The sequence below is a fragment of the Acidiphilium sp. C61 genome (assembly GCF_905116885.1).
Taxonomy (GTDB): Bacteria; Pseudomonadota; Alphaproteobacteria; order Acetobacterales; family Acetobacteraceae; genus Acidiphilium.
This window is the reverse complement of the sequence record NZ_CAJHNI010000005.1, coordinates 3,094,212-3,120,459: the sequence shown is the minus strand read 5'-3', so window position 1 is coordinate 3,120,459 and position 26,248 is coordinate 3,094,212. Positions and strand designations below refer to the sequence as shown.

The window sequence follows — 26,248 nt, the reverse complement described above, 5'->3', positions numbered from 1 at the left end:
GACCGGATGATGCTCTATCCTGTTGATTATCAGAGCATCTTTATCCGGCCATATCATTCCATCTGACCGGATGATGCTCTAGCCCCGGATCAGTGCCGCATCAAGGCGCGGACATGGGCGGCGGTGCCGGCGGCGAGTGCATCGAGGTCGTACCCGCCTTCGAGCAGCGAGACCACCCTGCCGCCGCAATGACGGTCGGCAATGCCCACCAGCGCCTCGGTCAGCCAGGCGAAATCGGCGGTTTCCACGTTGAGTTCGGCGAGCGGGTCGAATTTATGCGCATCGAACCCGGCCGAGACGATCAGCAGCTCGGGCGCGAAACGCTCCAGCGCCGGCAGCAGCGTCTCCTGCCAGGCGGCGCGGAAGGCCTCGGAGCCCGAGCCCGGCGGCAGCACGGCATTGACGATATTGCCGGCCACCCCGCGCTCGGAGGGCCGGCCGGTGCCGGGGTAGCAGGGGTATTGGTGCGACGAGGCATAGAACAGGTCGGCATCGGTCTCGAACATCGCCTGGGTGCCGTTGCCGTGATGCACGTCGAAATCGACCACGGCGATGCGCCGGAGGCCCCGCGCGCGGGCATGGTGCGCGGCGATCGCGGCATTGGCGAAGAGACAGAACCCCATCGCCCGGTCGGGTTCGGCATGATGGCCGGGCGGGCGGGTGGCGACGAAGGCGGCCCGCGCCCAGCCCTCCATCACCGCGTCGACCCCGCGCATGGCACCGCCGGCCGAGCGCAGCGCGGCGGCAAGGCTGCCCCGGCTCATCAGCGTGTCGGCGTCGAGATGCACCTTCTCGCCCTCTGCCGGCAGTTTCGCGAGAATCGAGTCGACATAGGCGTCGTGATGCACCGCCCGCAGCGCCGACTCGGGGGCTTCGGGGGCGACCTCGCGCAGCAGGTGCTGGAATTCGGGGGTCTCCAGCGCGGCGAGCACGGCGCGCAGCCGGGCCGGGCGCTCGGGGTGGTGCGGGCCGGTATCGTGCTCGAAGCAGGCAGGATGGGTGATCAGGGCCACGGTCATTTTTCTTGGTATCTCCCCTTATTCTGACATTTCCCGAGGCGTCAGCTCATGTCGCCGGACCGCGCGGCACTGCTTCGTGGGGCGCGGCCTCGCGCGCGGCGCCGGCCGCACGAATGGTGAAGCTGAACACGCCCTTCACCTCGCTCCACGAGACCAGCGCGTGGCCGGCATCGCGGCAGAAATCACGAAAATCGACGACGGTGCCGGGGTCGGTCGCCAGCACGCGCAGCCGCGTTCCGGGTGCCAGGCGGCGCAGTTCGCGGGCCGCCCGCAGCACCGGCATCGGCCCTTTCAGATAGCGCGCATCGAGCTGCCTGTCCGCCATGACGGCATGGTGACGCCTCGCCGCCTCTTGAGCAATAGGCCCAATGGCGTGATAGAGGCGACGAACGCAACGGACGGGACAGATCATGACCTATCGCATCGGCATCGACCTGGGCGGGACCAAAATCGAGATCGCGGCGCTGATGCCGGACGGCTCGCTCGCGCATCGCAAGCGCGTGCCCACCCCCCAGGATTACGGCCGCACGATCGAGACCATCGCCGAACTGGTGCGGGAGGCGGAGGCGCAGCTCGGCACGGCGCACGGGGTCGGCATCGGCATTCCCGGCACGATCAGCCCGGCCACCGGCCTGGTCAAGAACGCCAATTCCGAGCGGCTGAACGGCAATCCGTTCGACAAGGACCTCGAAACCAAGCTCGGCCGGCCCGTGCGCGTCTCGAACGACGCGAACTGCTTCGCGATGAGCGAGGCGGCGGATGGCGCGGGCGCGGGCGCGCATTGCGTGTTCGGCGTGATCATCGGCACCGGCTGCGGCGGCGGCATCGTGGTCGACGGCAAGGTGCTGGAAGGGCGGCATCACATCGCCGGCGAATGGGGCCATACCCCGCTGCCCTGGCCGCGCATGGAGGAAATGCCGCTGCGCCGGTGCTGGTGCGGCAAGTCCGGGTGCCTCGAAACCTATATCGCCGGCCCCGCCCTCGCCGCCGAGGCCGATGGGCCGGGTGCGCGCGATGCCGGCCGCCTGCCGGCACGCGCCGCCGCCGGCGAGGAGCGCGCCATCCGCGCCCTCGCGACACATGCCGAGCGGCTGGCCCGGGGCCTCGCGATGATCGTGAACATCCTCGACCCGGACGTGATCGTGCTGGGCGGCGGGCTGTCCAACCTCGACCATCTCTACACCGACCTGCCGGGGCTGATGAAACCCTACATCATCAGCGATACGTTCGACACGCCGGTGGTCCGCAACAAGCACGGCGATTCCTCGGGCGTGCGGGGCGCGGCCTGGCTCTGGCCGGCGCCCTGAGCGAGCGCACGGCCCACACCTTCAGCCGGGAGGGCGGCCGAAGCAGAGGAAATGCGGGTTCTCGAACCCTTGCTTGCCGTAGCGCAGCGGGGTTTCATCCGCCATGGTGAGAACGCGGCCGCCGGCCGCCTCCAGCACCGCCTGCGGCGCCGCCGTGTCCCACTCCATGGTCCGGCCGAGACGGGGGTAGAAATCCGCCGCCCCCTCGGCAAGGCGGCAGAATTTCAGCGCCGAGCCGATATTGGTCAGCCGCGCCACCTTGTAGCGGGCGAGATAGGCGGCGAGCTGCGGATCGTCGGCGTAATGGCGCGAGGCATAGACGGTGATCCCCTCGTCCGGCGGCGTGCGGGCCGCGATCGGGTTACGGCCGGCGCTGGTCTGCCGCCACGCCCCCTGCCCCACGATCCCGCCATACACCGCCCCTTCCGCCGGCGCGCCGACCGCGCCGAGACGCACCCGCCCATCGACCACGAGCCCGATGCAGACGGCGAACTCGTCCCGCCCGGCGGCGAATTCCCGCGTGCCGTCGAGCGGATCGACCAGCCAGAAGCGCTGGCCCGGGTCGGTCTGCCGCCCGGCGGCGACCTCCTCCTCGGCGATCACCGGAATTTCCGGCGCGGCCCGGCGCAGACCCTCGACGATCAGGCGTTCGGCCCGCGTGTCGGCAATGGTGACCGGGGTTTCGTCGGCCTTGCGGTCGACCGCGAAGCCGCCGGCGCGGACGGCCAGGATTTCACTCCCCGCGGCCTCGGCCAGCGAGGCGGCGAGTTCGAGCAATTCACTGTCATTCATGCGCGCCTGATATCGCGGGGCTTGGAAAACGCCAAATTGGCGGGCATGCTGGTTCGCGACGCAAAACGAAACGGAAAACGGGACAAGACGGCATGATCGACATCGGCTTTGCCAAGACCGCGCTGCCCGAAAGCGGCGCCCTCGCCCTGCTGCTGGCCGAGGGGGCCGCACCGGAGGGGGTGGCGGCAGCACTCGATGCGGCACTCGATGGCGGCCTCGCCCGGGCGATGGCGGCGGCGCGCTTCACCGGCAAGCGCGGCCAGACCGCGACGCTGATCGCGCCCGGCGGCGGTCTCGACCGGGTCGTGCTGATCGGCCTCGGCGCCGCCGAGGACGTGACACCGCATCGCGCCGAAAGCGCCGGCGCCTCCGCCGCGGCGATGCTGCTGAGGGAGCCGGTGGCAGCCCTCGCCGCCGATGCGCTCGAACCCGCCCTGCTCGCCCATGCCGCCCTCGGCGCGCGGCTGCGCAGCTACCGGTTCGATCGCTACCGCACCCGCCAGAAGGAGGAGCAGAGGCCGAAACTCGCCCGCCTCACGGTGCTGGCGCCGGATGCCGCCGCGACGCGCACCGCCTTCACGCCGCTCGCCGCCCTCGCCGCCGGGGTGGAGCTGACGCGCGACCTCGTCTCCGAGCCCGCCAACATCCTCACCCCGGCCGAGATGGCCGACCGTGCGAAGGCGCTGAAGTCGCTCGGCGTGAAGGTCGAGGTGATGGACCAGCGCGACCTTGAGAAACGCGGCTTCGGCGCGCTGCTCGGCGTTGCCCGCGGCAGCGTCAACGAGCCGCGCGTGGTGGTGATGCAATGGCTCGGCGCCTCCGAGCCGGAAGCCCCGGCCGGCGGCCGCAAGGCGCAGGCGAAGCAGGCGGTGAAACCCGCGCGCAAGGCACGCGCCGTCCCGCGCGATCCGCTGGTCTTCATCGGCAAGGGCGTGACCTTCGATACCGGCGGCATCTCGATCAAGCCCGCCGCCGGGATGGAGGACATGAAATGGGACATGGCTGGCGCCGGCACGGTGATCGGGCTGATGGCGGCACTGGCCGGGCGCAAGGCGCGGGTCGACGCGGTCGGGCTGGTCGGGCTGGTCGAGAACATGCCCTCCGGCAGCGCGCAGCGGCCGGGCGATGTGGTCACCTCCCTCTCGGGCCAGACGATCGAGGTGCTCAATACCGACGCCGAGGGGCGGCTGGTGCTGGCGGATGTGCTGACCTACGCGCAGGAGCGGTTCCAGCCGCGCTTCATGATCGACCTCGCGACCCTGACCGGGGCGATCATCGTGGCGCTCGGCCATGAGAATGCCGGCCTGTTCTCGAACGACGACACGCTGGCCGGCCAGCTCGCCGAGGCGGCGAAGATCACCGGCGAGGGCGTGTGGCGGATGCCGATGGGCGATGCCTATGACAAGCTGATCGATTGCGACATCGCCGACATGAAGAATATCGGCGGCGGCCGGGCCGGCGGCTCGATCACCGCGGCGCAGTTCCTCCAGCGCTTCGTCAACAAGGTGCCCTGGGCGCATCTGGACATCGCCGGCATGGCCTGGGCGACGAAGGAGGGCGCGGTCGGCCCGAGAGGTGCGACCGGCTACGGCGTGCGCCTGCTCGACCGGCTGGTGGCCGACCATTACGAGCGCTGAAGCCTCCGGCCTGCTGCGCGCGGCGGGCGGCGCGATCCCGCGGATCCGCCTCGCCGGCGCCGCGATGCCGGCGGCCCTGCCCATCCCCCGGCCGGCGGATGCGGAGTTCATCGCGCCGGAATGGATCCGGCTTCACGCCGAGGCGCCGCGCGCGGCCTTCGACCTCGCCATGCTCGGGCCGATGCGGGCGCGCCTCGCCGGGCCGGGGCTGGTCTGGCATGGCGGCGCGCTGCTCGACGACGAGAGCGTCATGCCTGTCTATGTTCGCCGAATCGTGCAGCAGGAGGACGGGGCGATGCCGGCGCATCTCGCCGCCCTGCCGGTGCGGCGCGAGACCCGGCCGGGCTTCGTCTTTCACGGCTGGGGCGTGCGGGTCTATGGCCATCTGCTGATCGAGATGCTGCCGAAGCTGCTGCTGGCCATCCGGTTCCTGTCGCTGCTCGACGGGGTCCGCCCGGTGCTCGACCGCGAGATGCCGGACTGGTTCATCGCGATCATGCGCGATCATTTCGGTGTCGATACAGATGAGGCCATCTGGTACGATTCCGCGCGCGAGCAGCTCGATCTCGACCACGCCATCATCCTGCCGCTGCTCGGCCGCACAGGCGGATATCACCCGCTCACGGGCGGGCTGATCGACCACATGCTCTCCCGCATCGCCCGCCCGCCGGCAATGCCGATGGAGCGGATCTTCGTTGCCCGCGGCGATTTCGCCAACCCGCATGCGCCGCAGCGCCGCTACGCCAACGAGGACGAGATCGCCGCGATCGCCCGCGACGAATTCGGCTTCGCCGTGCTGCGGCCGGAAACCCTGCCCTTCGCCGAACAGATGGGGCTGTTCGCCGGCGCGCGGGCGATCGTGGGGCCGATGGGCTCGGGGCTGCACAACGCGATCTTTGCCGGGCCGGATTGCGTGACCGGCGTGATCCGCTGCCACGCGCTCGACCAGTCGGCGATCGCGGCACTGCGCGGCCAGCGGATCGGCCTGCTGAGCGAGGGCATCCACGAGACCGCGCCGCAGGCCTATACAGTGGAGCCCGACCGGTTCCGCCGCTTCCTCGCGGCGCTGCTTCAGTCGTGACCGGCGATGCGGTCGGTCAGCGCCAGCAATAGGCCGGTGAGCACCAGGGCCAGCATCAGGCCTGACTGATACAGCACGACGCGGTCGGGCTCGGCGCGCACCTCGAGAAACACCCGCAGCACATGCACCGCCGCGATCACGGTGATCGAGCCCAGCATTTTCAGCTTGAGCCCGCCGAAATCGATGCTGCCCATCCATTCCGGCCTGCGGTCGCCTTCCGCCAGGGTGATGCGGGCGACGAAATTCTCGTAGCCGGAGAGTATCACGAGCACGATCAGGTTGGCGGTGAGCGAGAGGTCGATCAGAGACAGCGTCGCCATGATCACCTGCGTCTCGCTCATCGCGATCAGGCCGGGGGCGGCATGGATGAGCTCGACGATGAACCGTGCGACGATCAGCGCCAGCAGCACCAGCATCGCGAGATAGAGCGGCGCCAGCAGCCAGCGGCCGCCGAACAGCAGCGCCTCGATGATGCGCACGACGCCGCCATTGCGGCGGGATGGGCGTTGTTCGCTCATGCGGTGGTCTCCGACGTCACGCGTTCGCGGACAAGTTCGGCCTGCCGGGCCAGCCGCGCAAGCCCCTCATCGATCGCGGGCAGGCCTACCGGCGGGGGCAAGGGCGGCGGATCCGGCAGGTCGGGATCGAACCAGGCGGCGAGCGCCGCGCCCCAGGCCTGGCAGCCTGCCCTGAACGCCGCCTCCGGCCGGGGTTCGAGGGCGAGCGCCGCCAGCCTGCCGGCGGTGCGGCGCAGGGCGGCATCGGTGACGATCGCGGCGCGCAGCAGCTTGTCGTCATCGCGGTGCGGCTCCATCATCACCCGCGCGATCGAGGCTTCGAGATTGTTGCTCGCCAGCCCCGCCTGCCGGCGGGCGGCCTCGGGCGGCGGCGCCGCGGCGGCCAGATGGGCGAAGGTCGCGACGAGATAGGCGCGGTGCGCGGCGATGGCCTCAAGCCGCGCCGCGCCAAGCCGGTTGCCCTCGAAACTCGGCCAGAGCACGAGATTGGCGGCCACCGCGAGGATGCCGCCGGCCAGCGTGAAGCCGACGCGCGAGGCGGCGACGACCCACTGGTTCGCTCCCGGATCGATCTGCTCGATCAGCAGCACGATCATCGGCGTGAGCAGCACGACCCAGGCGCTGTAGTTCACCCCGCGCACGGCGAAGGCGAACATGGTGAGCGGCACCATCGCCACTGCGAGATCCAGCCTCGTGTGCACCAAGAGGCCGATGCCGGCGGCGAGCAGCCCGCCGGCGACCGTGCCGCCGACCCGCTCGACCGCGCGCACCCAGGTGGCCGAGAAATGCGGCTGCAGCACGAGGATCACGGTGATGGCGAGCCAGTGGCCGAACGGGTTGCCGAGCCAGGCGACGAAGGCGAGAACCGGGGTGGCGACCAGTGTCGTCCGCAGCGCATGGCGCAGCGGCACCGACGCCAGGGTGAGATTGGAGCGCAGCGGCGCGAGGATGGCGGCGATCAGCCCGGGCTGCGCGCTCTCGGCCGCGACCGGCGCGCCGGGTGCGTTCGAGACGGTGATGAGCACCGAAAGCCGGTCGAGCGCCGCGGCGAGCGGCCGGCGCCGCGCCGGATCGCCCAAGGCGATGACCGCCCCCTCGCGCAGCGCGCCGAGTGCGGCGCGGAAGCCAGGGGTGTCGAGCGACTGGCCCGCCTCCAGCGCCGGGGCCATCGCCGCCAGCACGTCGCCAATGCCCGCCGCCGCCCGGCGGGACGCCTGATCGCCGCCGCCATGCGCGGCCATGTCCTCGCCCAGCGCGATCAGCGCGCCGAACAGCTGGTCGAACGTGGCGATGCGGAGCACGAGCACGTTCGCCCGCTGGCTGGCGGCGCCGCGCCGGCGCAGCGTGGCCAGGATCACGGCGCGGGCGCGCTCGATCGCCTCGCGCACCGCCCGGCGATGGCCGCGGGCGTGCAGGTCGAACCCGGTCTCGCCGCCGGGATCCGCCTCGCGTTCGGCAAGGTCGCGGGCCAGTTCGGCGAGCGCCAGCGCCGCATCCGCCAGCGCGGCGCGCGCCGGGCCGAACGGGCGGATGCGCCAGAGGGCGAGGGTCAGGATCGCGGCTTCCGCGGCTCCCGCCCAGAAGCCGAACGCCGCATGCGCTGCGGCGAGGGGCGAGCCGGTCGGCATGTCGAGCGCGAGGACGATGGTCACGGCCAGCAGGTTGCCGGCGAGCAGCCCGCCCTGACCATAGATCCGCGCGAGGCTGCAACAGAAGATGCCGAGCCCGGCGACCGGAATGGCCAGCAGCGGGCTCACCCCGTCCAGCAAGCGGAACAGGCCGAGGCAGATCGCCCCGCCGACGCCGAAGACCAGCATTGGCGGCAGGCGGGCGCGCAGCGCGCCGCCCGGATCGGTGAAACAGGCGAGCAGCGCGCCGAGTGCCGCAAGGCCGAGCTGCGGCAGGCCGAGCAAGGCGCCGGCGCCCAGCGTGCCGGCAACCGCGATCGCGGCGCGCACCCCCTCAAGCAGCGAGACGGCGCGGAAATTCAGCGCGAGGCTGCCGCCCGCCAGCGGCAGCCCCGCGCGATCGGTCAGGCGGGGTCGCGCATCAGCCCGCGTCATCGTCCGGCGGGCCGAACGTGCCGGTGCGCGGGAAGCCGGTCGGCGGCAGCCGTCCGGCCTGGCCGCGCGCCCCCAGCCATTCGGCGAGCCGCGTTTCGGTGCGCAGCTTGTCGCCAAGGCGCCAGCTCAGCCCGGCGGCAAGGGTGAAGCCCTTGGCGTCGGCCAGCCCGCCATCCTTGTATTTCTGCAGGATCACGCCGGCGCCGCGGGCCATTTCCGGCACCTGGTCGAGCGGGAAGACCAGCAGCTTGCGGTTCTGCCCGATCACCGCGAGATGATCGCCCACGATCTTGCGGCACAGCATCGCCTCCTGCCCCGGCCGGACGGTGAGGATCTGCTTGCCGGTGCGCTTCTCCGCACCCAGCTCGGCGCCGGAGATGATGAAGCCCCGCCCGTCGGTGCCGGCAACGAGATAGCGCGCCTCGGGATCGGCGATGAACAGCGACACCACCTCGTCCTCGTTGCCGAGATCGATCGCCAGCCGGATCGCCTGGCCATCGCCGCGGCCGCGCGGCAGTTCGGCGGCGCGCAGGCTGTAGACCCGGCCATTGGTCACGAAAACCGTCACCCGGTCGAGGCTGGAGCAGCGCAGCAGCGCCTTCGGCCGGTCGCCTTCCTTGAATTTCAGATCGGCCTCGGCCACGGCATGGCCCTTGAGCGCGCGGATCCAGCCTTTCTCCGACAGGATCACGGTGAGCGGCTCGCGCTCCACCAGCGCCTCGACCGCGACCTCGGTGAGCGCCGCAGCACCGCTGATCGTGGTGCGCCGCGCGCCCGGGCCGCCGCCGAATTTGCTGGCCGTCGCCTCGATTTCCGCCTCGATCCGCGCCCAGCGCTTCGCCGGATCGGCCATCATCGCATCCAGCGCCGCGCGCTCGGCGGTCAGCGCCTTGTGCTCCTTGCGGATTTCCATCTCCTCGAGCCGGCGCAGGCTGCGCAGCCGCATGTTGAGGATGGCCTCGGCCTGGGTGTCGGTCAGGGTGAAGGCGGCGATGAGGGCGGGTTTCGGCTCGTCCTCGGTGCGGATGATGCGGATCACCTCGTCGAGATTGAGAAAGACCGCGAGATAGCCTTCGAGGATTTCCAGCCGGCGGGCGATCGCGGCGAGCCGGTGGCGGGAGCGCCGCTCCAGCACCTCGTGCCGGTGATCGAGCCAGGCGCGCAGCATCTCGCGCAGCCCCATCACCCGCGGCGTGCGGTCGGCGTCGATCACGTTCATGTTCATGCTGAAGCGCTGCTCGAAGGCGGTGGCGCGGAACAGGCTCGCCATCAGCATGTCCGGATCGACGGTGCGCGATTTCGGCTCGAGCACGATGCGCACGCGCTCGGTGCTTTCGTCGCGGATGTCGCCCAGCAAGGGCAGCTTGCGCTCGGACATCAGCTGCGCGACCTGCTCGATGAGGCGGGATTTCTGCACCTGGTAGGGAATTTCGGTGACGACGATCTGCCACGTCCCGCCCTTGAGGTCGCTGCGGCTCCAGCGCGCCCGCACCCGCAGCGAGCCGCGGCCGGTCTCGTAGGCGGAGAGCAGGGTCGCACGGTCCTCGACCAGTTCGCCGCCGGTCGGGAAATCCGGCCCCTGCACGAAATCGAGCAGCGCCGCGGTCCCGGCATCAGGATGGCGGATCAGATGGATCGCGGCGGCGCAGAGCTCGGCCGCGTTGTGCGGCGGGATCGAGGTTGCCATGCCGACGGCGATGCCGGCCGCGCCATTGGCCAGCAGGTTGGGAAACGCGCCGGGCAGGACGACGGGCTCGGAATCCTCGTTGTCATAGGTCGGGCGGAAATCGACGGCGTCCTCGTCGATCCCCTCCAGCAACGCGGCGGCGACCTCGGTCAGCCGGCTTTCGGTGTAGCGCATCGCCGCGGCGTTATCGCCGTCGATATTGCCGAAATTGCCCTGGCCCTCGATCAGCGGGTAGCGCGAGGCGAAATCCTGCGCGAGGCGGACCAGCGCCTCGTAGATCGACATGTCGCCATGCGGGTGGAACTTGCCCATCACGTCGCCCACCACGCGGGCGCATTTCTTGAAGCCCGAGCCCGGATCGAGCCGAAGCTGGCGCATCGCGAAGATCAGCCGGCGATGGACCGGCTTCAGCCCGTCGCGCACATCCGGCAGCGACCGCGCCATGATGGTCGAGAGCGCATAGGCAAGGTACCGCTCCGAAAGGGCGGTGGCGAGTTTCGTGTCCTGAACATTGCCCAGGAGATCATCGGGCATCGTCGTCTCCGTTCAGCCTGCGGGTCAGCCGGTCATAGAGGTCGAGCCGGGACGTGGGAAGCGGGGCGTGGCGCGCGCCGAACGCATCGCGCGCGAGGAAATGGCCGGTCAGGGCCAGGCCGTCGCGGCAGGCGGCGAGATCGGCCTCGTCGTCGGCGGCATCCTCGTCGAGCAGGAAGGAAGGCAGCTTCAGCAGCCGCGGCGCCCAATCCCCGGCGGCGGCGCGCGAGACGGCGCGGCCGCTGCGCGGCGAGACGAAGGCGAGATCCGCCGCCGTGCCGGTCAGCGCGCAGCACGACAGGTCGAGCCCGTAGCCAAGCTCGCGCAGCAATTCCAGCTCGAAGCGCACCAGCGCCGGCAGCGCAGCACCGGCGACGCCGATGCCGCCCAGCAGCCGGGCAAGCCGGATGAAGGCGCCGCGATGGGGCTCGCGTTCCGGCAGCGCCCCGGACGCGACGGCACAGGCGGCGCGCAGCACCGCCAGCGCCAGCTTGTCCGCCATCGCGATCGCGGCGGCGGGATGCACCAGCTCGCCGCTGATGCTGCCGAGCTGTTCGGGCAGCCGCGCGACCCAGCGGGCGTTGATCAGATTGCCTTCCTGCCAGATCGCCGCCCCGCGCCGGCCGGCCCCGCCGCGCGCGAGGCCGTGCCAGGCGCCTTGCGTCTCGGTCAGGACGACGGCGCGCAGGTCGCTCTCGCCGAAAGCAGCGACGCTGAGGACGATCGCCGGCTCGCTCCACTCCACCCTGAAGGCCCGTCGCGGTTCAGAGCAGGGCCGGATCGTGGAGTTCGAGCCACCCGCCCGGCCCGTCCCCCGCCGCCACCGCGGCCTCGAACACGATGTCGACCTCGCCGAAAAACACCGGCAGGTCGAAGCGCCAGACCACGCTCTCGCCCGGCCTGATCTCGCGCACGGCGCGATGGATCGGCCGGCCCGTATCCGCGGCGGCGAAGCCGATCGCAAGCCGTGTCGGCGCCACCGGCGCGGGCAGCAGCCGCAGCCCCACCTCGAACCCCGACGCCCCCGCGGCAAAACAGCGCAGCGAAAGCCGGACATCCCCTCCCCCGGCGGGCGGCGCGAGGCAGAACCCGGTCTCCCCGGCCGGCCGCCAGCCCTGCGCGGGCAGGGTGCAGGCGATGCTGTCGCCGGCGAGGTCGAACACTTTCTGGCGGCGGGCGGCGGCGCGCGGCCCGGCGGCGGCGCGATCGAAGACGAGATGGTGCGGCGCCGCCCCGGCGCGCCAGGCGGGCGGCAGAAGGCGCGCGGCGAGCCCGGCCCCGCCGCCGGCCGTGCCCGCGCGGATCATGATCCGCCTGAAGGCCGCAAGGTCAGCGTCGATCGCGGGATTGGCGAGATCGGGGCAGACCGCCGGATCGATCACCAGCAGGTCGGCATTCGACCAGCCGAAATGCTGCAATACCTGGCCGAGCCCGAGCGTCACGATCTCGCCGTTCGGGTCCGGCACCAGGCGTTCGCCGCCGGTTTCGGGGGCGGTGACGATGGCAAGGCGGGTGCCGGCGACGCCGAGGGGATTGTGGATCGTGGCGATGCGGCGCCATGGCAGCGTGTTGAGCGCGTGCAGCCGGGCGCGGTCCGGCACCGGCTCGACGCTGACCAGCCCGGCATCCGGGTAGGAAGCGGCGAGTGCCACGGCGAGATAGGCATCGCCGATCACCATGATCCGGTGCGGCAGGAACGGCAGATCGAGCCCGCCGCCCGCCTCGCGCACCGCCGCGATGGCGGCCGCGGCATCGCAGCTGCCGGCGCGGACCCAGAGCGGATAGGCAAGATTGGGCAAGCTGACGCTGACCAGACCGACCCGCCCGGCCACCGCGTCGCGCACGCGCCGTGCTGGGTCGTCCGCCGGCGGGCTGGCTTCGCGGCCGGCTGCAGCGGGCGCGCTCTCGCCCGCGGCCAGACGGCGGGCGATGTCGCGCCGCTTCGCCGCGGTCAGCGGAGCCGGCGTGCGGGGCTGGAAATCCTCCATCGGCGCCTCGCTTCAGCCCGCCAGCGCCGCTTTCGCCACGCCGGCGAGATAGCCGGCGGCCACCGGCAGGATGGCGTCGTTGAAATCGTAGTTCTGGTTGTGCAGGAACGCGCCCTGGGCGGCGGGGCCGTTGCCGATCCAGGCATATGCGCCCGGAACCTCCTGCAGGAACCAGCCGAAATCCTCGCTCGCCATGGTCGGCGGCAGGTCGGCGAGAACCTTCATCCCGCGCTCCTGCGCCACCAGCCGGCCCCGCGCGGCCTCCTCCCGGTGGTTGATGGTCGCGGCCAGCCGTCGCTCGAACGTCACCTCGCCACGGCAGCCCATGGCGGCGGCGGTGTGCTCGACGATCTCGCGGATCCGCGCGGCGACGTGATCGAACACCTCCGGCAGCAGGGCGCGCACCGTGCCGCGCAGGGTCACCGTCTCGGGCACCTGGTTGTCGGCGTCGGCCCCCTTCAGGCCGCAGATCGAGACCACTGCGGCATCGAGCGGATTGACGTTGCGCGAGACCACCGCTTGCAGCGCGACGATGATCTGCGCCGCGCAGACCACCGGATCGGCGGTGAGATGGGGCATGGCCGCGTGGCCGGCATGGCCGTGGATGGCGATGGCGAGGCGCTCGCCCTGGGCCATCATCGGCCCGTCATGGATCATGATCGCGCCCGCTTCCAGGCCCGGCCAGTTGTGATAGCCGAAGATGCGCTCCATCGGGAACCGGCGGAACAGCCCGTCCTCCATCATCGCCAGCGCGCCGCCGAAGCCTTCCTCGGCGGGCTGGAAGACGAGATGGACGGTGCCCGACCAGTCCGGATCGTCGCGCAGCAGCATCGCCGCACCCAGCAGCGAGGTGGTATGCCCGTCATGCCCGCAGGCATGCATCACGCCGGGGGTTTTCGAGGCATAGGGCAGACCGGTCGCCTCGGTGATCGGCAGCGCGTCCATGTCCGCCCGCAGGCCGACGCTGCGGTTGCCGCCGCGCCGCAGCGTGGCGACGACGCCATGCCCGCCGATCCCGGCCTCGAACGGAATCCCCAGCTCGGTGAGCCGTTCGCACACGAATGACGCGGTGTTCCGCTCCTGCAACGAGAGTTCGGGGTGCTGGTGCAGGTAGCGGCGCCATTCGGTCAGTTGCGGGGCGAGACGCTCGGCATGGGTATCGGGCATGGATCACCTGTGAAGCTTCCATGGCAGAGTATGCGCCGCCGCCGCATCGCGGCAAGGGGTGGCGCAGCCTCAGGCCGGGCGGTTCACGGAATGAGACAAGGTTTGCCGCATCGCGGCATGGGTGTTAATCGACAGAGGGGCGGTGTCCCGCTCCTGCAATTCGTGGATGAATTCCAGGGACGGGCCGGCCACCAGGTCGCTGATTTTTAGAGTGTCCATCTTGAGCATGAAATCCGGTGGTTTTCAGCTTCGGGACACTGGATGAGGAGCCGAGATGGAAGAGCTGCTGGCCGGATATCGGCGGTTCCGCAACGGGCGCTGGCCGTCGCAGCGGGAAACCCTGGAGGCGCTGGCGCGCGACGGGCAGAGGCCGCACACGCTCGCCATCGGCTGCTGCGATTCCCGGGTGACCCCGGAGATGATCTTCGACTGCGCGCCCGGCGATGTTTTTACCGTGCGCAACATCGCCAATCTCGTGCCCCCCTACGCGCCGGACACCGCCAATCACGGCACCTCGGCGGCGCTTGAATTCGCGGTGCGGGTGCTGCGGGTGCGGCGCATCGCGGTGATCGGCCATTCCTCCTGCGGCGGCATCGCGGCGCTGCTGCACGAGCCGCCGCCCGAGGCGCGCGATTTCGTGGCGAACTGGGTGCGGATCGCCGAGCCGGCCCGCAAGCGCGCCGCCCGCTTCGCCGATGATCCGGTCGAGGCTGCCCGCCGCGCCGAGATCGAGAGCGTGCGGGTCTCGCTCGAAAACCTCATGACCTTCCCCTGGATCGCCGAGGCGCATGAAGCCGGCCAGCTCGGCGTCTATGGCTTCTATTTCGACGTATCGAGCGGCACGCTGCGCGAGGTCACGGCGGATGGCGAGCGGCTGATTGCCGAAGCCTCGTAGCGCGCAGGCAGATCCCAGCACAGAAAGGCAGAAGGCAGGACGATGGAAACGGCAGATCGCAAGGCCGACCGCAAATCGATCGGATCGTGGGAACGCGCGAAGCGCAACGGCGAGCGCCGCGCCCTGATCACCGCCTATGACTATCCCTTCGCGAAGCTCGCCGAGGCCGCCGGGATCGACGGCATCCTGATCGGCGACTCCCTCGGCATGACGGTCCAGGGCGAACGCGACACGCTGCGGGTCACGCTGGAGCAGATGGTCTATCATACCGGCATGGTCGCGCGCGGCGCGCCCTCCTGCCTGATCATGGCCGACCTGCCCTTCGGCAGTTTCGAGGCCGGCCCGGCCCAGGCCTTCGCCAGCGCCGCCCAGCTGCTCAAGGCCGGCGCCGACATCATCAAGCTCGAAGGCGGGGCGGCGATGGTCGAGACCGTGGGCTTCCTCTCGGCCCGCGCCGTGCCGGTCTGCGCGCATATCGGGCTGACGCCGCAGCATGTCCGCCAGCTCGGCGGCTTCCGCAAGCAGGGCAAGACCGAGGACGCGGCGGCGCGGATGATCGAGGAAGCCGGCGCCCTCGCCGAAGCCGGCGCGCGCATGGTGCTGATGGAGGCGATCCCGGCCGGGCTCGGCACCGAGATCACCCAGCGCGTCCGCGTGCCGACCATCGGCATCGGCGCCGGCAACGGGACCGACGCGCAGATTTTGGTGATGCACGACGTGCTGGGCCTGACCGGCGGCTATGTGCCCGGCTTCGCCAAGGTCTATGTCGATGGCGCCCGGGTGGTCCGCGAGGCGATCGGCGCCTATGCCGACGAGGTCCGCACCGGCGCCTTCCCGCCCGCTGAATAGGGCGTCAGCCGCAAATCGGCGTCACGCCGCGGGGGTGGGCTGTTATCAGTATACTGCTCTAGGCTCTGGACTCAACTGATCCAAGATGTGACGGCGAGGACAAGGCAAATACCAGCGAGGAAATTTCGTGCGGTTTTGTCATATCGTGTGGCGATGGCGCGCCAGTCCTTGAGCCTACAGAAGGCGCGTTCGATGAGATTGCGCTTTCTGTAGGCGACGGGGTCGAAGGGCGGAATGGCGCGGCGGTTGGGCATGGGCGAGATCACCGGCCTGGTGCCTTGGCGGGTGAGGAAGGCGCGAAGATCATCAGCGTCGTAGGCCTTGTCGGCGATCAGCTCTTCTGGTGGCGGTATTGTGGGCAGAAGCGCCCTCGCGCCGCTGATGTCGGAGGCCTGTCCTGGCGTCAGGAGGAGTGCGGCGATGCGTCCCTGCTCATCTGCGACGGCGTGGATCTTGGTCGTCCGTCCACCCCTCGACCGGCCGATGGCCTGGCTTTGCGCCCCCCTTTACCGCCCGCGGCCGCGCGATGTGCCCGAACCGAGGTGCTGTCCACCATGGCGATGCGCGGCGGATCCGCGCAGGCGACAAGCGCCGCGAAGATCTCCTGCCAGAGGCCACGCTGGCTCCAGCGGTTGAACCGGTTGAACACAGTGGTTCGTGGCCCATAGGCCTCAGGAAGCGCTCGCCATCGCAAGCCCTCGCGAAAGCGATGCAGGATGCCGCTCAGCACCCGGCGGTCATCAACCCGAGGCTTGCCGCCAAGCTTCGGCAGCAATGGTTCGATCGCAGCCCATTGCGTGTTGTTCAGCCAGAAAAGTTCCGCCATGTTCCAAGTCCTCCAAACAGACTTGAATCAGACGCCCCGTAGTCATGGCAATAGGTACAGAACCTAGAGCACTTTCCGATCCTTTTGGATCGGATGTAGTGCTCTATCATACTGACAAACCGAGCATCTTTATCCGATCAGATGATTCCATCTGATCGGATGATGCTCTAGCGCCCCTGCTGCGGAATGGCGAGGGTCGCGCTGCCCTTCCCCGCCGAACCAGCCGATCCGAACATCCCGCAACCAGCCAGCGTTCCCGCCAGCGCCAGCGCGAGGGCCAGGCCGATGATGCGCCTTGTCGTGGTCATGCCGCCTCTCCTTGATCGAAACGAAACGTGGGGCCGAAACGAAACGGGGCCCATACCCGGTGCGGATACAGGCCCCATGACGTCAAACCGGCAACCGGGTCAGCGCGAGCAGAACAACCAAATCAGCGCGAGTAGAACTCGACGACCAGGTTCGGTTCCATCTGCACGGGATAGGGAACGTCGGCCAGCTTCGGCGCGCGGGCGAAGGTGCCCTTCATCGCGCGGTGGTCGACCTCGATATATTCCGGAACGTCGCGCTCGGCGCTCTGCACCGAATCGAGCACCACGGCGAGCTGCTTCGACTTCTCGCGCACTTCGATCACGTCGCCGTCGCGCACCTGGTAGGAGGCGATGTTGACGCGGCGGCCGTTGACCATGATGTGGCCATGGCTGACGAACTGGCGCGAGGCGAACGGGGTGATCGCGAACTTCATGCGATAGACCACCGCATCGAGCCGGCGCTCCAGCAGTTCGATCAGGTTCTCGGAAGTATCGCCACGACGGCGCACCGCCTCCTCGTAATACTTGTAGAACTGCTTCTCGCTGATATTGCCGTAATAGCCGCGAAGCTTCTGCTTCGCCATCAGCTGCACGCCGAAGTCGGACGGCTTCTTGCGGCGCTGGCCGTGCTGGCCGGGGCCGTATTCGCGCTTGTTGATCGGGGATTTCGGCCGGCCCCAGAGATTGACGCCGAGGCGGCGGTTGATCTTGTACTTGCTCTCGGTACGCTTGGTCATGCGTGCCGCACTCCTTCTTGTTGACGCGGACCTGCCGCTGATGTTGCACCGGTAGGCTCCGCCACGCTTGCACCATGGATCAGGCGCGCAAGCATGACGGAACGGGCGCGCACCCCGAAGGTGCGTCCACGTTCCCGGCAGTGACCGGTTCGCTTAGTGACGCCGCGGCCGCTTGTCAAATCCAGCGGGGTCAGAGCGCGAGCATCGCCGGGTTTCGCACCCAGCGCGGCACGCTGCCGACGAGATCGAGGCTGACCCGCCGCGCCGGGCGGGCGAATACCAGCTCGGCGGCCCCGCCGCTCCACATGCCGCGATCCCCCTCGTCCGGGCTGAACCAGCCCACGCCGTGCCAGGCCGGCAGGCGCACGCCGTTGGCGACCACGCCTGCAGCACAGATGCCGAGGCTGCGGCGGTCTTCGGATGCGGGATCGGTATAGGCGGGCGGTGTCGCGCGGGCGCGCAGCACCAGCCGCAACACCGGCGCCAGCAGGATGAAATCGAGCCGCCCGCGGCGGCAGCGCGGCAGGATCGGCGGCGCGTCGCCGGCCCGCGCGTCGACCTGCGCGCCATGCACGATCTGATACCCGAGTTCGATGGCGCGGCAGTGAAGCATCGCCCGGACCGCCAGCAACGCCGCGCCGGACGTGACGACCGGGCGGCAGGACGACGCCGGCGCGCCCGGCACGCCGAGCTCCACCGCGAAGCGGTCGCGGTTGCCATCGTCGCGATAGGTCTCGCAGGGCAGGTTTTCCGCCCGGATCACCGCATGGCGGGCGAGTTCGACATGGTAATAGGTCACGGCAAACCGCGAACAGTCGCGCAGCACGGTCGCGCCGTTCACCAGCAGCGAGGCCGGGACCAGCCCCTCGCCCGCCAGCACCGCGTGCAGCGGCGAGAGCGTCACCGCGCACGCCGGCACGCCGGGGCCGAAAGCGCCCGGCGTGATGATCACCGGGTGCAGCAGCGGCGCCGCCTCGTCGCGCGAAAGGTCGATCGTCCGCGAGCCGATCCAGACGATCGGTTCCGTGCCGCCCCCCTCGGTCACCAGCCGATGGCCGGGACGCAGCGTCTCGACCGGCCGATACCCGTCCGCGGTCAGCAGCCGCGTGCCGCGGGCAAAGCAGGGCATGGCGCCGCCCACGGTGACATAAGTGCCGCCGAACCCGTCCGTCCCGATCGCGATCGCCGCCTGCGCCGCCGCCTCGGCGAGGCCGAACCCGCCCTGCCCGCTCACCGTGAGCGTGCCGCCGGCATCGCTGACCAGCGAGGGGGCGACGCCGATCAGGTCGATCGCGTCGCCGGAGGCCATGTTCACCACCGGATCGGTCATCGCGGCGACGTCGTTGATCGCAAGGGTGCCATCGGCGCCGGCAAAGGCGATGCTGCCGCCGGTGGCCGGCCCCGCGAGGTCGAGCACCGCACCCGCCGCGATGGTGGCGCCGCCGGCCAGCGTGCCGCCCAAAGCCAGCGTACCGCCGGACGCTTCCAGCGTGCCCGCCGCATCGACCGGGATGAGCCCGGGCGCGCCGATCGTGCCGATCAGCCCATATCCGGTGAGCGTGGCACCGGCTGCAAGGCTGATCGAAGCGGCGCGCAGCGCGCCGCCCTCAAGGGTCAGCGCCGCCCCCGCCGCGAGCGTGGCGGCGCCGGCCAGGGCGAGCGTGCCGCCGGCAAGGGTCGCAGCACCCGAATCGAGCAGGGAGGCGGCATCGAGCGTGCCGCCGACCGCGAGCGCCGCACCGCCGCCCAGCACCAGCGCGCCGCCGAGCGATGCCGCGGCGAGCCCGCCGATCGCCAGCGTGCCGCCGGCGAGATCGAGCCCGGCGGTGCCGGACAGCCGGGCGGATCCCGCAAGTTGCAGGGCGCCCGCGGCGATGGTCGCGGGGCCGAGGGTGAGGCTCGCATCGCCCGCGAGCCCGACCGTGCCGCCCGCCAGCGTGAACGTGCCGAAACCGAGTGCCGCGGTGCCCACCGCCGTCACCGCGCCGAAGCCATCGATCGTCGCCGCGCCGAACGCGGCAGCGCCGGTCAGGTCGAAGGTGCCGGCCGCGCCGCTGCCGAGAACCAGTGCGGCGGCGGCGATGCTGCCGGAAACATCGAGACGGCTGCCCGCCGCCGCGCTGCCGGCGATGGCGATCGTCCCCGCCGCGTCGAGCCGCCCGGCAACGCCCAGCGTGCCCGCCCCGGCGGCATCGCCCACCATCGCCCCGCCGCCGAGCGTGACCACCGCGCCGGCATCGAACAGCGCGATCCCGCCCGCGCCGATATCGAGTGCGGCCCCGGTGCCCGGCAGGTCGATCGTGCCGGTGAAATCATACGCGCCCGCGACCGAGGCGCTGCTGGCGGCGCCGGGCCCCACCACCAGGAGCGGGGCGCCGGCATGGCTGGCAAACACCACGAGATCGCCATTGGCCGGCGGCACACCGCCCCGCCAGGACGAGCCGGCATTGAACAGGCTGCCATCGGTGCCCGAGAAATCGAGCGTGCCGGGAGCGGCAAGCGCGATGCCGATCGCGGCACTCAGCCCGGCAAGCCCGGTGCCACCGGCGAAGTTCAGCACATCGCCCGTGCCGCCGCCCGGCGCGGTATAGACGAGAGCGGCGAGTTCCGCGTTCATCGCCAGCGCGGTCGCCGCACTCAGCACCAGCGAGGCGGCGGCCGTCCCACCCGCGCCGACGATCTCGCCATGAACCGCGCTGACGGTGAGTTGCAGCCCCGCCGTGCCGTTGCTCGGCACCAGCAGGCCGAGACCGATCAGCGGTGTCGCGACACCGTTCACCGCCTCGATCGAGGCGCCGGCGGCCGGCACGTCGTTCAGCGTCAGCGCGGCCGTGGCGGCGCGCAGGCCGATCACCGCATCCCCGGCCAGGTCCGTCTCCACCACCGGCGCCACCCCGGCGGGGATCGCGGCATGGATGGTGATGATCTCGCTCTGCGTGGTGTTGCCGGCGACGAGGCCCGCGACCTCGAACCCGGTGGTCGAGACGTTGAGCACCGACAGGCTGGTGAGGCCGGGCAGGACGATCCGGTCGCCGGGGGCGAAGCCGGCCAGGGTGGCGGCGAAATCGGCCGGGCTGTCGAGCACCAGGACCCCGCCCTGCTCGCCGAGCGTGCTGGCATAGGCGGTGGCGTCCTGCGCCGTGCTGGCCCCCGGCGCGAAGCTGATCGTGGCGTCGGCGCCGACGGTCACCGGTGTTGCGTTGAACACGCCGTAGAGCGGCGAGACCGTGCCCAGCTCCAGCACGCCGCCCGGCGCGATCGCGAGATCGACCCCGCCGCCGATGCTGCCGGCGGCGATGGCGAGCGGCGCCGGGCCGGGGGCGAGAATGGTGCCGGGCCCGACAATGGTTTCCGGTTCGCTGAAATTGCCCGCCAGCAGCAGCCCCGCCCCTTCGAGCGTGCTGCCGGCGGCGAGGGAGATGGCGTCGAACCCGGTGGCGGGCGCTGCGGCGTCGGCTTGCAGCGTGCCGGCGAAATCCACCACGCCGCCGGACGCGAGATCGAGCGCGCCGGCCAGCGTGCCGCCGCCGGGCAGCAGCGCCGTTCCCGACGCCGCGAGCCCGCTGGCCGCGAGCGCGCCGAAGGCGACGAGCGCGCCATCCGCGCCGATCGTGATCCCGGCGGCATCGAGGGTGCCGGAGCCGCCGACCACCAGCGTCGCGGCATCGAGCACAAGCCCGCCGGCGATCGACAGCGCGCCATCGATGGCGACCGTAGCACCGCTGCCGAACGTCGCCGTGGCGACGCCGAACGCCCCGTCGAGCCCGACCGATGCGCCGGCCGCCACGTCCAGCGCCGCGCCGAGCCCCTCGCCGCCGATCGCCGCGCCGTTGCCGAGCGTCACATCCGTGCCCACGCCCGGCACCACCCCGCCGGACCAGTCCGCCGCGCTCTGCCAGTCCCCGACGCCGCCGGCCCAGCCCGCACTCCCGCCGGCGACCGTGCCGGTGACGGCGATGCTCAGGCCGCCATTGGTCACCGCATCGGGCAGCACGCCGCCGGACTGGCGGAGCACGTATTCGAGCGTGCCCGCTGCCGTGGCGGCGAAGCGCACCGCGTCGAGCGCGCTGGCGAGACCGGCGAGGTCGCTCGCCGCGGCACTCAGCACCAGAGTGCCGGTGCCATTGCCGGCAACGCCGATCGCCGCAACGGACGCGGCATCGAGCAGGAACGCGCCCGTATCGGCGATCAGGCTGACGGTGAGGGTTTCGCCGCCGAGGCCGAATCCGGCGAGCAGGGAAGCGGGATCATCGGCAATCGCGAGGCCGAGCGTCTGCGCGCTGCCGGCGGCGAGGGTGAGCGCGGCGGGCGGCGCCACGAAGGCGGGCGGCGAATCCGGCAGGGCGCGCACCGCAACGGAGGAGGACAGCGTCGTCCCGCCGCTCGCCGCGGTGATGGCGATCGTCCCGGTGCCGGAAGTCGCGGCGCTGAGCGCGAGGCTCGCCAGCGCGGCGTTCACCTGCGTCGCACTGCCGCTCAGGGTGATCGCGCCGCCGCCCTGCGACACACTCGCCCCGCCGGCGGTGCTGGCGGAAAACCCGTAGCCGCCGGAGAGGGTGACAGTCGTCGCGGCACTGGCGGCGAGCCCGGCGAGGGCGAACCCGCCGGGCGGCACGCCGCCGAGGGAGGACAGCGTCAGCCCCTCGATCAGCCCGATCGCATCCGGCGCGATGAGTTCGAATGTGGACACGATGCCGCCCCCATGCGTGAGGACGGCATCATATTATTCTACCTTAAGTAGTTCAACCCGATCGTTCTACCCGCGCAGCTCCCGGCGCAGGATCTTGCCCGTCACGGTCTTGGGCAGGTCGTCGATGATCTCGACCAGGCGCGGATATTTGTAGGCGGCCATGCGCTCCTTGCAGAAGGCGACGATCTCCTCCTGCGTCACCTGCGTCCCCGGCCGCAGGCTGATCACGGCCTTCACCGTCTCGCCGCGATAGGCGTCGGCGATGCCCACCACCGCCGCCTCGCGCACCGCGGGATGGGTGTAGAGCACGTCCTCCACCTCGCGCGGCCAGACCTTGTAGCCGGCGGCGTTGATCATGTCCTTCTTGCGGTCGACCAGGTAGAACCAGCCGTCCTTATCCATGAAGCCGACATCGCCGGTATGGAAGCGGCCGTTGCGGATCGCCTCGGCGGTCTTGTCCGGCTTGTTCCAGTAGCCCGGCACGATCATCGGCCCCTGGCTGACGATCTCGCCGACCTCGCCCACCGGCAACTCCCGCCCCTCGTCGTCGCAGATCCAGGAGATGGTGTTGTAGGCCGGCACCCCGATCGACAGCGCGCCCGAGGCCGGATCGACCGGCGCCTCGCGCGACAGCGGGACGACATGCGTGGGCGAGTTGGTTTCGGTCAGCCCGTAGCCGTTATGGATGTAGTGCCCGAATGTCTCGCGGAAGGCGGTGACCACGCTGGGCGGGATCGGCGCGCCGCCGGAATAGATCCTGGTCATCGAGGCGAGCTTGGCGGGGGCGGCGTCCGGGTGGTTCATCATCGCGATGAAGGCGGTGATCGCGCCGATGGTGAACGCCGCCTTGTGTTCCTCGATCGCGTCCAGCATCACCCCCGGCTCGAAGCGATAGGCGAGGATCAACGGGGATGCGGTGATGAAGGCGGCGGCGATATGGCCGATCAGCCCGGTGATGTGGAACAGCGGCGCGATGCCGAGGATGGGCGCGCCCTCGCCGAGCCCGATCCAGTCACGATAGGTCTGGGCGTTGAAGGTGACGTTGCCATGGGTGTTCATCGCCCCCTTCGGCACGCCGGTCGTCCCCGAAGTGTAGACGAGGAAGGCGATGTCGTCCGGCTTGCAGGCGGGGGTGGGCGGCAGCGCCCCGCCCGCCCCGATCGCCGTCTCGAAATCGACCGCCCCGGCGCAGGCCACGCGCTGCATCCCGGCGAAGACGCGCTTGTCGTTGCGGGTCTGGAAGGCGAGGGCCGAGGTGGTCAGCACGATCTGCGGTCGTAACCCCGGCTCCAGCGCGCCCACCGTCTCGTCGCAGGTGGTGTCGTGGCAGACGACCGCCTTCGGCGTGCAGTCGGCGAACAGGATGCCGATTTCCCGCGCGCGGTTCATCGGGTTGACCGCCACCGCGATTCCCCCCGCTTTCCAGGCGCCGAGAATGGCGATGACGAATTGCGGCACGTTCTGCAGGTAGACCGCCAGCCGGTCCCCCGCGCCGAAGCCGTGCGCCGCGAGATAGCCAGCCAGCCCGTCGCTCAGCCGGTCAAGCTCGGCGTAGCTGATCCGGCCGTCGAAATAGAGGATGGCCGGCGCCTGCGGTGCCCGCGCCACGGCGGCGCGGAACATCGCCAGCGCATCGGTGAAATCGGGCGCAATCTCTGCGGGCTGGCCCGCATCGTAGAGCGCGAGCCAGGGTTTCTCGTCGTAGATGCTCATCCAGGCGTCCTTACTTGATCACGACGGGGTTCACCGGCGCGCCGGTGCCGTTGACGACCTTGAGCGGCGCTGCGGTGTAGAGGAAGGTCCACTGCCCGTCCTTCGCGCAATCATCGGCGAGGTCGTCGAGGGCGGCGATTTCGGTAAAGGTGACGCCGAGATTGCGCATCAGCGCGTTGTGCAGCGGCAGCACCACGCCGGAAACCGGGTCGGCGGTGATCTCGTTGGCGATCGTGTCGGTGACGAGATTGGGGATCTCCATCTCGTGGAACCACTTCACCAGCTCCTTGGAATAGGTCAGGCCCGGCTCCATGAAATCCTTGTAGAACTCGTCCTTCTCGCGCTTGTAGTAGGAGCCGATCCAGCCGGTGCGGATGATCAGGATGTCGTGCTTCTCGATTCTGGTGCCCTGTTTCTCGGCTGCCGCCATCAGGTCTTCGTGGGTGAAGGTCTCGGCGCGTTCCAGCCAGGGCTTGCCGCGATGGCGGGCCATGTCGATCAGGATGCCGCGGCCGACGATGCCGCGCTCGGCGATCGGCAGCACGCTGGCCTTGGTCATGCCGCCCGCCGTGGTGCGCGCGTCGTAACCGTTGTAGAGCGTGTCATCGCACCAGACATGGCCGAGCGCGTCATACTGCGTCGAGCCCTGCAGATACATGAACAGCACGTCGTCGGCGTATTCGGCATGGCCGGGAAACACCGGGCCCTTGCCGCACATGTAATGGCCCTTGTCCATCACGTTGATCCGCACCGGGTCCTTGCGGCCGGGCCAGACCGGATCGCCCTTCGGGTGGCACATCTGGATCTGCAAGGTGAAGGTCCTGCCCTGCTTCACCGACTGCACGCCGCGCAGCACCTCCTCGCTGGTGAGGAAGTTGAGCCCGCCGACCTCGTCGTCCGGCCCCCAGCGGCCCCAGTTCTTCGGGTCGTCCTTCAGCAGTTCGGTAACGGGAATCTCGGCGCGCAGTGATCCGGCCATCTTCGTTTCCTCCATGATGGGGCGGATCGTTGCCGCCCGGACGCATCCTGCAACGCGCATCCGGGCGGCACAAGAGGCAGCGAGACTGTCCGGCTCAGGCTGCTTCCGTCTGGAACAAAGCGGCCGGGTCCTCGTCCGCCGGGCCGAAGAACTCGAAGCGCAGACGCTCGCCCGGCACGCCGAGCGCGGCGAGCCCGCCGATCACCGCGCGCATGAAGGGCTTCGGCCCGCAGACATGAAACACCGTCTCCGCCGGCACATGCGCGTGCAGGAAGGCGGCGGTGACGAGACCTTCGTGATCGTAGTCGACGCCCAGCCGATCCGCCGCCGCGGGCTCGGCATAGAAGGTCGCGGTCGAGACGCCGGGCGCCTGCGCCTCCAGCGCGCGGACATGCTCGCGCATGGCATGGACGCTTCCGTTCAGCGCACCATGCACCCAGAAGACCGGCCGGTGCGGCGTCGTCGCCACGATTGTCTCCAGCATGCTGACCATCGGCGTGAGGCCGACGCCGCCGCTGACCAGGGCGACCGGTGCCGTCGATGCGGGATCGAGGAAGAAGTCGCCCGCCGGCGCGGCCACCCGCAGCATCGTGCCGGGCCTTGCATGGCCGTGCAGCCAGTTGGAGATCCGCCCCATCGCCTCGCGCTTGACGGTGATGCGATAGGCGCGGTCGTTCGGCGCACAGGAGATCGAATAATTGCGCCGCTGCGCGCCGATGCCCGGCACGTCGAAGGCGAAGCCGAGATACTGGCCGGGGCGGTGCCGCAGCACGGGCCCGCCATCGTCAGGCACCAGGGTGAAAGAGCGGATGACGCTGCTCTCCTCCACGACCGCCTCGATCACGAAATCCCGCCAGCCGTTCCAGCCGCCGGGGGCAGCGGCGAGATCGCGATAGATCGACGCCTCGCGGCCGACCAGCACCTCGGCAAGGAACCAGTAGGCCTCGCCCCAGGCGGCGAGGATCTCGGCACTCGCCGCATCGCCCAGCACATCGCCGATGGCCGCGAGCAGCGCGGTCGCCACATGCGGATAATGCTCGGGCAGGATGTTCAGCGCGACATGCTTCTGCGCGATCCGCTCGACCGCGCCCGAGAGCGGCGCGAGATCGTCGATATGCCGCGCATAGGCCAGCACGGCGCCGGCCAGCGCCCTGGGCTGCGCGGCCGCACCATCCTGGTGCGACTGGTTGAACAGCTCGGCGATCGCCGGGTTGCGGAACATCAGCTCATACATCCGGCGGGTGATGGCCAGCCCGTGCTGTTCAAGCGCGGGCACGGTGGCCTTGATGAGAGCGACGGTGCGGTCGGACAGCGGAGCGGGCATGGGCAATCTCTTCCTGCGGCGTGGGGCGGACCCCGATTAAAGATGTATATCGTATGCAGGTTTATACGCCTAAAAACATGGATTCAAAATACATGTTTTGAGCATCACCCATGCGCCGTCCCGCCTCGACAGGC

22 protein-coding genes are annotated in these 26,248 nt (G+C 70.4%); 5 read left to right on the top strand and 17 right to left on the bottom strand.

Going from position 1 to position 26,248, the window contains the following annotated elements; all coding sequences use genetic code 11:
* Positions 1-89 precede the first annotated feature (89 nt).
* Complete coding sequence (locus HUW10_RS17435; protein ID WP_174504630.1) at positions 90-1,019, bottom strand: histone deacetylase family protein; 930 nt, start codon at positions 1,017-1,019, stop codon at positions 90-92.
* 46 nt (positions 1,020-1,065) lie between these two features.
* Positions 1,066-1,344: a sulfurtransferase TusA family protein gene (locus HUW10_RS17430; protein ID WP_174504629.1), complete on the bottom strand. Its 279-nt coding sequence runs from the start codon at positions 1,342-1,344 to the stop codon at positions 1,066-1,068.
* 85 nt (positions 1,345-1,429) lie between these two features.
* Here HUW10_RS17430 and HUW10_RS17425 point away from each other — a divergent pair, with 85 nt between their 5' ends.
* Complete coding sequence (locus HUW10_RS17425) at positions 1,430-2,326, top strand: ROK family protein (RefSeq protein WP_174504628.1); 897 nt, start codon at positions 1,430-1,432, stop codon at positions 2,324-2,326.
* A gap of 21 nt (positions 2,327-2,347) precedes the next feature.
* On the opposite strand, the gene cysQ is transcribed toward HUW10_RS17425, so the two are convergent.
* On the bottom strand, positions 2,348-3,118 hold the full coding sequence (gene cysQ / locus HUW10_RS17420; protein ID WP_174504627.1) for a 3'(2'),5'-bisphosphate nucleotidase CysQ: 771 nt from the start codon (positions 3,116-3,118) through the stop codon (positions 2,348-2,350).
* A 92-nt stretch (positions 3,119-3,210) separates the two neighbouring features.
* Between cysQ and HUW10_RS17415 the strand changes: the two genes are divergently transcribed.
* The gene (locus HUW10_RS17415; RefSeq protein ID WP_174504626.1) at positions 3,211-4,755 is read left to right on the top strand and encodes a leucyl aminopeptidase; all 1,545 of its coding nucleotides are present in this window, start codon (positions 3,211-3,213) and stop codon (positions 4,753-4,755) included.
* Positions 4,694-5,836, top strand: coding sequence for a DUF563 domain-containing protein (locus HUW10_RS17410; protein WP_236656483.1), 1,143 nt, complete (start codon positions 4,694-4,696; stop codon positions 5,834-5,836). The genes HUW10_RS17415 and HUW10_RS17410 overlap by 62 nt, the downstream gene beginning before the upstream one ends.
* Here the strand turns inward: HUW10_RS17410 and HUW10_RS17405 are convergent.
* The 7 genes from HUW10_RS17405 to HUW10_RS17375 all read right to left on the bottom strand — a co-directional run bounded on the left by HUW10_RS17405 (position 5,827) and on the right by HUW10_RS17375 (position 14,021).
* Positions 5,827-6,354: a YqhA family protein gene (locus HUW10_RS17405; protein WP_174504625.1), complete on the bottom strand. Its 528-nt coding sequence runs from the start codon at positions 6,352-6,354 to the stop codon at positions 5,827-5,829. The genes HUW10_RS17410 and HUW10_RS17405 overlap by 10 nt on opposite strands.
* On the bottom strand, positions 6,351-8,417 hold the full coding sequence (locus HUW10_RS17400) for an FUSC family protein (RefSeq protein WP_174504624.1): 2,067 nt from the start codon (positions 8,415-8,417) through the stop codon (positions 6,351-6,353). Before HUW10_RS17400 ends, HUW10_RS17405 begins: the two co-directional genes overlap by 4 nt.
* The gene (parC, locus tag HUW10_RS17395) at positions 8,404-10,638 is read right to left on the bottom strand and encodes a DNA topoisomerase IV subunit A (protein WP_174504623.1); all 2,235 of its coding nucleotides are present in this window, start codon (positions 10,636-10,638) and stop codon (positions 8,404-8,406) included. The genes HUW10_RS17400 and parC overlap by 14 nt, the downstream gene beginning before the upstream one ends.
* On the bottom strand, positions 10,628-11,383 hold the full coding sequence (gene recO, locus HUW10_RS17390; protein WP_174504622.1) for a DNA repair protein RecO: 756 nt from the start codon (positions 11,381-11,383) through the stop codon (positions 10,628-10,630). The genes parC and recO overlap by 11 nt, the downstream gene beginning before the upstream one ends.
* Positions 11,384-11,402: 19 nt before the next feature.
* Positions 11,403-12,626 carry a hypothetical protein gene (locus HUW10_RS17385; protein ID WP_174504621.1) on the bottom strand — a complete coding sequence of 408 codons (1,224 nt, stop codon included), beginning with the start codon at positions 12,624-12,626 and terminating at the stop codon, positions 11,403-11,405.
* Positions 12,627-12,638: 12 nt separating this feature from the next.
* On the bottom strand, positions 12,639-13,793 hold the full coding sequence (locus HUW10_RS17380; RefSeq protein ID WP_174504620.1) for a M20 aminoacylase family protein: 1,155 nt from the start codon (positions 13,791-13,793) through the stop codon (positions 12,639-12,641).
* A 69-nt stretch (positions 13,794-13,862) separates the two neighbouring features.
* Positions 13,863-14,021 (bottom strand): hypothetical protein, encoded by a 159-nt coding sequence (locus tag HUW10_RS17375; RefSeq protein ID WP_174504619.1) that lies wholly within the window; start codon positions 14,019-14,021, stop codon positions 13,863-13,865.
* A gap of 46 nt (positions 14,022-14,067) precedes the next feature.
* On the opposite strand from HUW10_RS17375, the gene HUW10_RS17370 reads away from it, so the two are divergent.
* Both HUW10_RS17370 and panB read left to right on the top strand, forming a co-directional pair.
* Positions 14,068-14,688, top strand: a complete 621-nt coding sequence (locus HUW10_RS17370; protein WP_174504618.1) for a carbonic anhydrase — start codon at positions 14,068-14,070, stop codon at positions 14,686-14,688.
* A 42-nt stretch (positions 14,689-14,730) separates the two neighbouring features.
* Positions 14,731-15,537 carry a 3-methyl-2-oxobutanoate hydroxymethyltransferase gene (gene panB, locus HUW10_RS17365; RefSeq protein WP_174504617.1) on the top strand — a complete coding sequence of 269 codons (807 nt, stop codon included), beginning with the start codon at positions 14,731-14,733 and terminating at the stop codon, positions 15,535-15,537.
* 71 nt (positions 15,538-15,608) lie between these two features.
* On the opposite strand, the gene HUW10_RS17360 is transcribed toward panB, so the two are convergent.
* From HUW10_RS17360 to hmpA, 7 genes are all read right to left on the bottom strand, one after another.
* Positions 15,609-16,363 (bottom strand): IS5 family transposase gene (locus HUW10_RS17360; RefSeq protein ID WP_371808636.1). Its coding sequence is split into 2 segments (ribosomal slippage): positions 15,609-16,040 and positions 16,043-16,363, totalling 753 coding nucleotides; the frame shifts between segments, so codons are not numbered across the junction.
* 167 nt (positions 16,364-16,530) lie between these two features.
* Complete coding sequence (locus HUW10_RS17355; RefSeq protein ID WP_174504616.1) at positions 16,531-16,671, bottom strand: hypothetical protein; 141 nt, start codon at positions 16,669-16,671, stop codon at positions 16,531-16,533.
* A 122-nt stretch (positions 16,672-16,793) separates the two neighbouring features.
* Positions 16,794-17,408 (bottom strand): 30S ribosomal protein S4, encoded by a 615-nt coding sequence (gene rpsD / locus HUW10_RS17350; protein ID WP_174504615.1) that lies wholly within the window; start codon positions 17,406-17,408, stop codon positions 16,794-16,796.
* A gap of 190 nt (positions 17,409-17,598) precedes the next feature.
* Positions 17,599-22,098 (bottom strand): Hint domain-containing protein, encoded by a 4,500-nt coding sequence (locus tag HUW10_RS17345; RefSeq protein WP_236656481.1) that lies wholly within the window; start codon positions 22,096-22,098, stop codon positions 17,599-17,601.
* Between the two features lie 66 nt (positions 22,099-22,164).
* The gene (locus HUW10_RS17340; RefSeq protein WP_174504614.1) at positions 22,165-23,811 is read right to left on the bottom strand and encodes a class I adenylate-forming enzyme family protein; all 1,647 of its coding nucleotides are present in this window, start codon (positions 23,809-23,811) and stop codon (positions 22,165-22,167) included.
* A gap of 10 nt (positions 23,812-23,821) precedes the next feature.
* Positions 23,822-24,790, bottom strand: a complete 969-nt coding sequence (locus HUW10_RS17335; RefSeq protein WP_174504613.1) for a cyclase family protein — start codon at positions 24,788-24,790, stop codon at positions 23,822-23,824.
* 94 nt (positions 24,791-24,884) lie between these two features.
* A complete protein-coding gene (hmpA, locus tag HUW10_RS17330) occupies positions 24,885-26,114 on the bottom strand; it encodes an NO-inducible flavohemoprotein (RefSeq protein ID WP_174504612.1) in 1,230 nt (409 codons plus the stop codon).
* Positions 26,115-26,248: the final 134 nt, after the last annotated feature.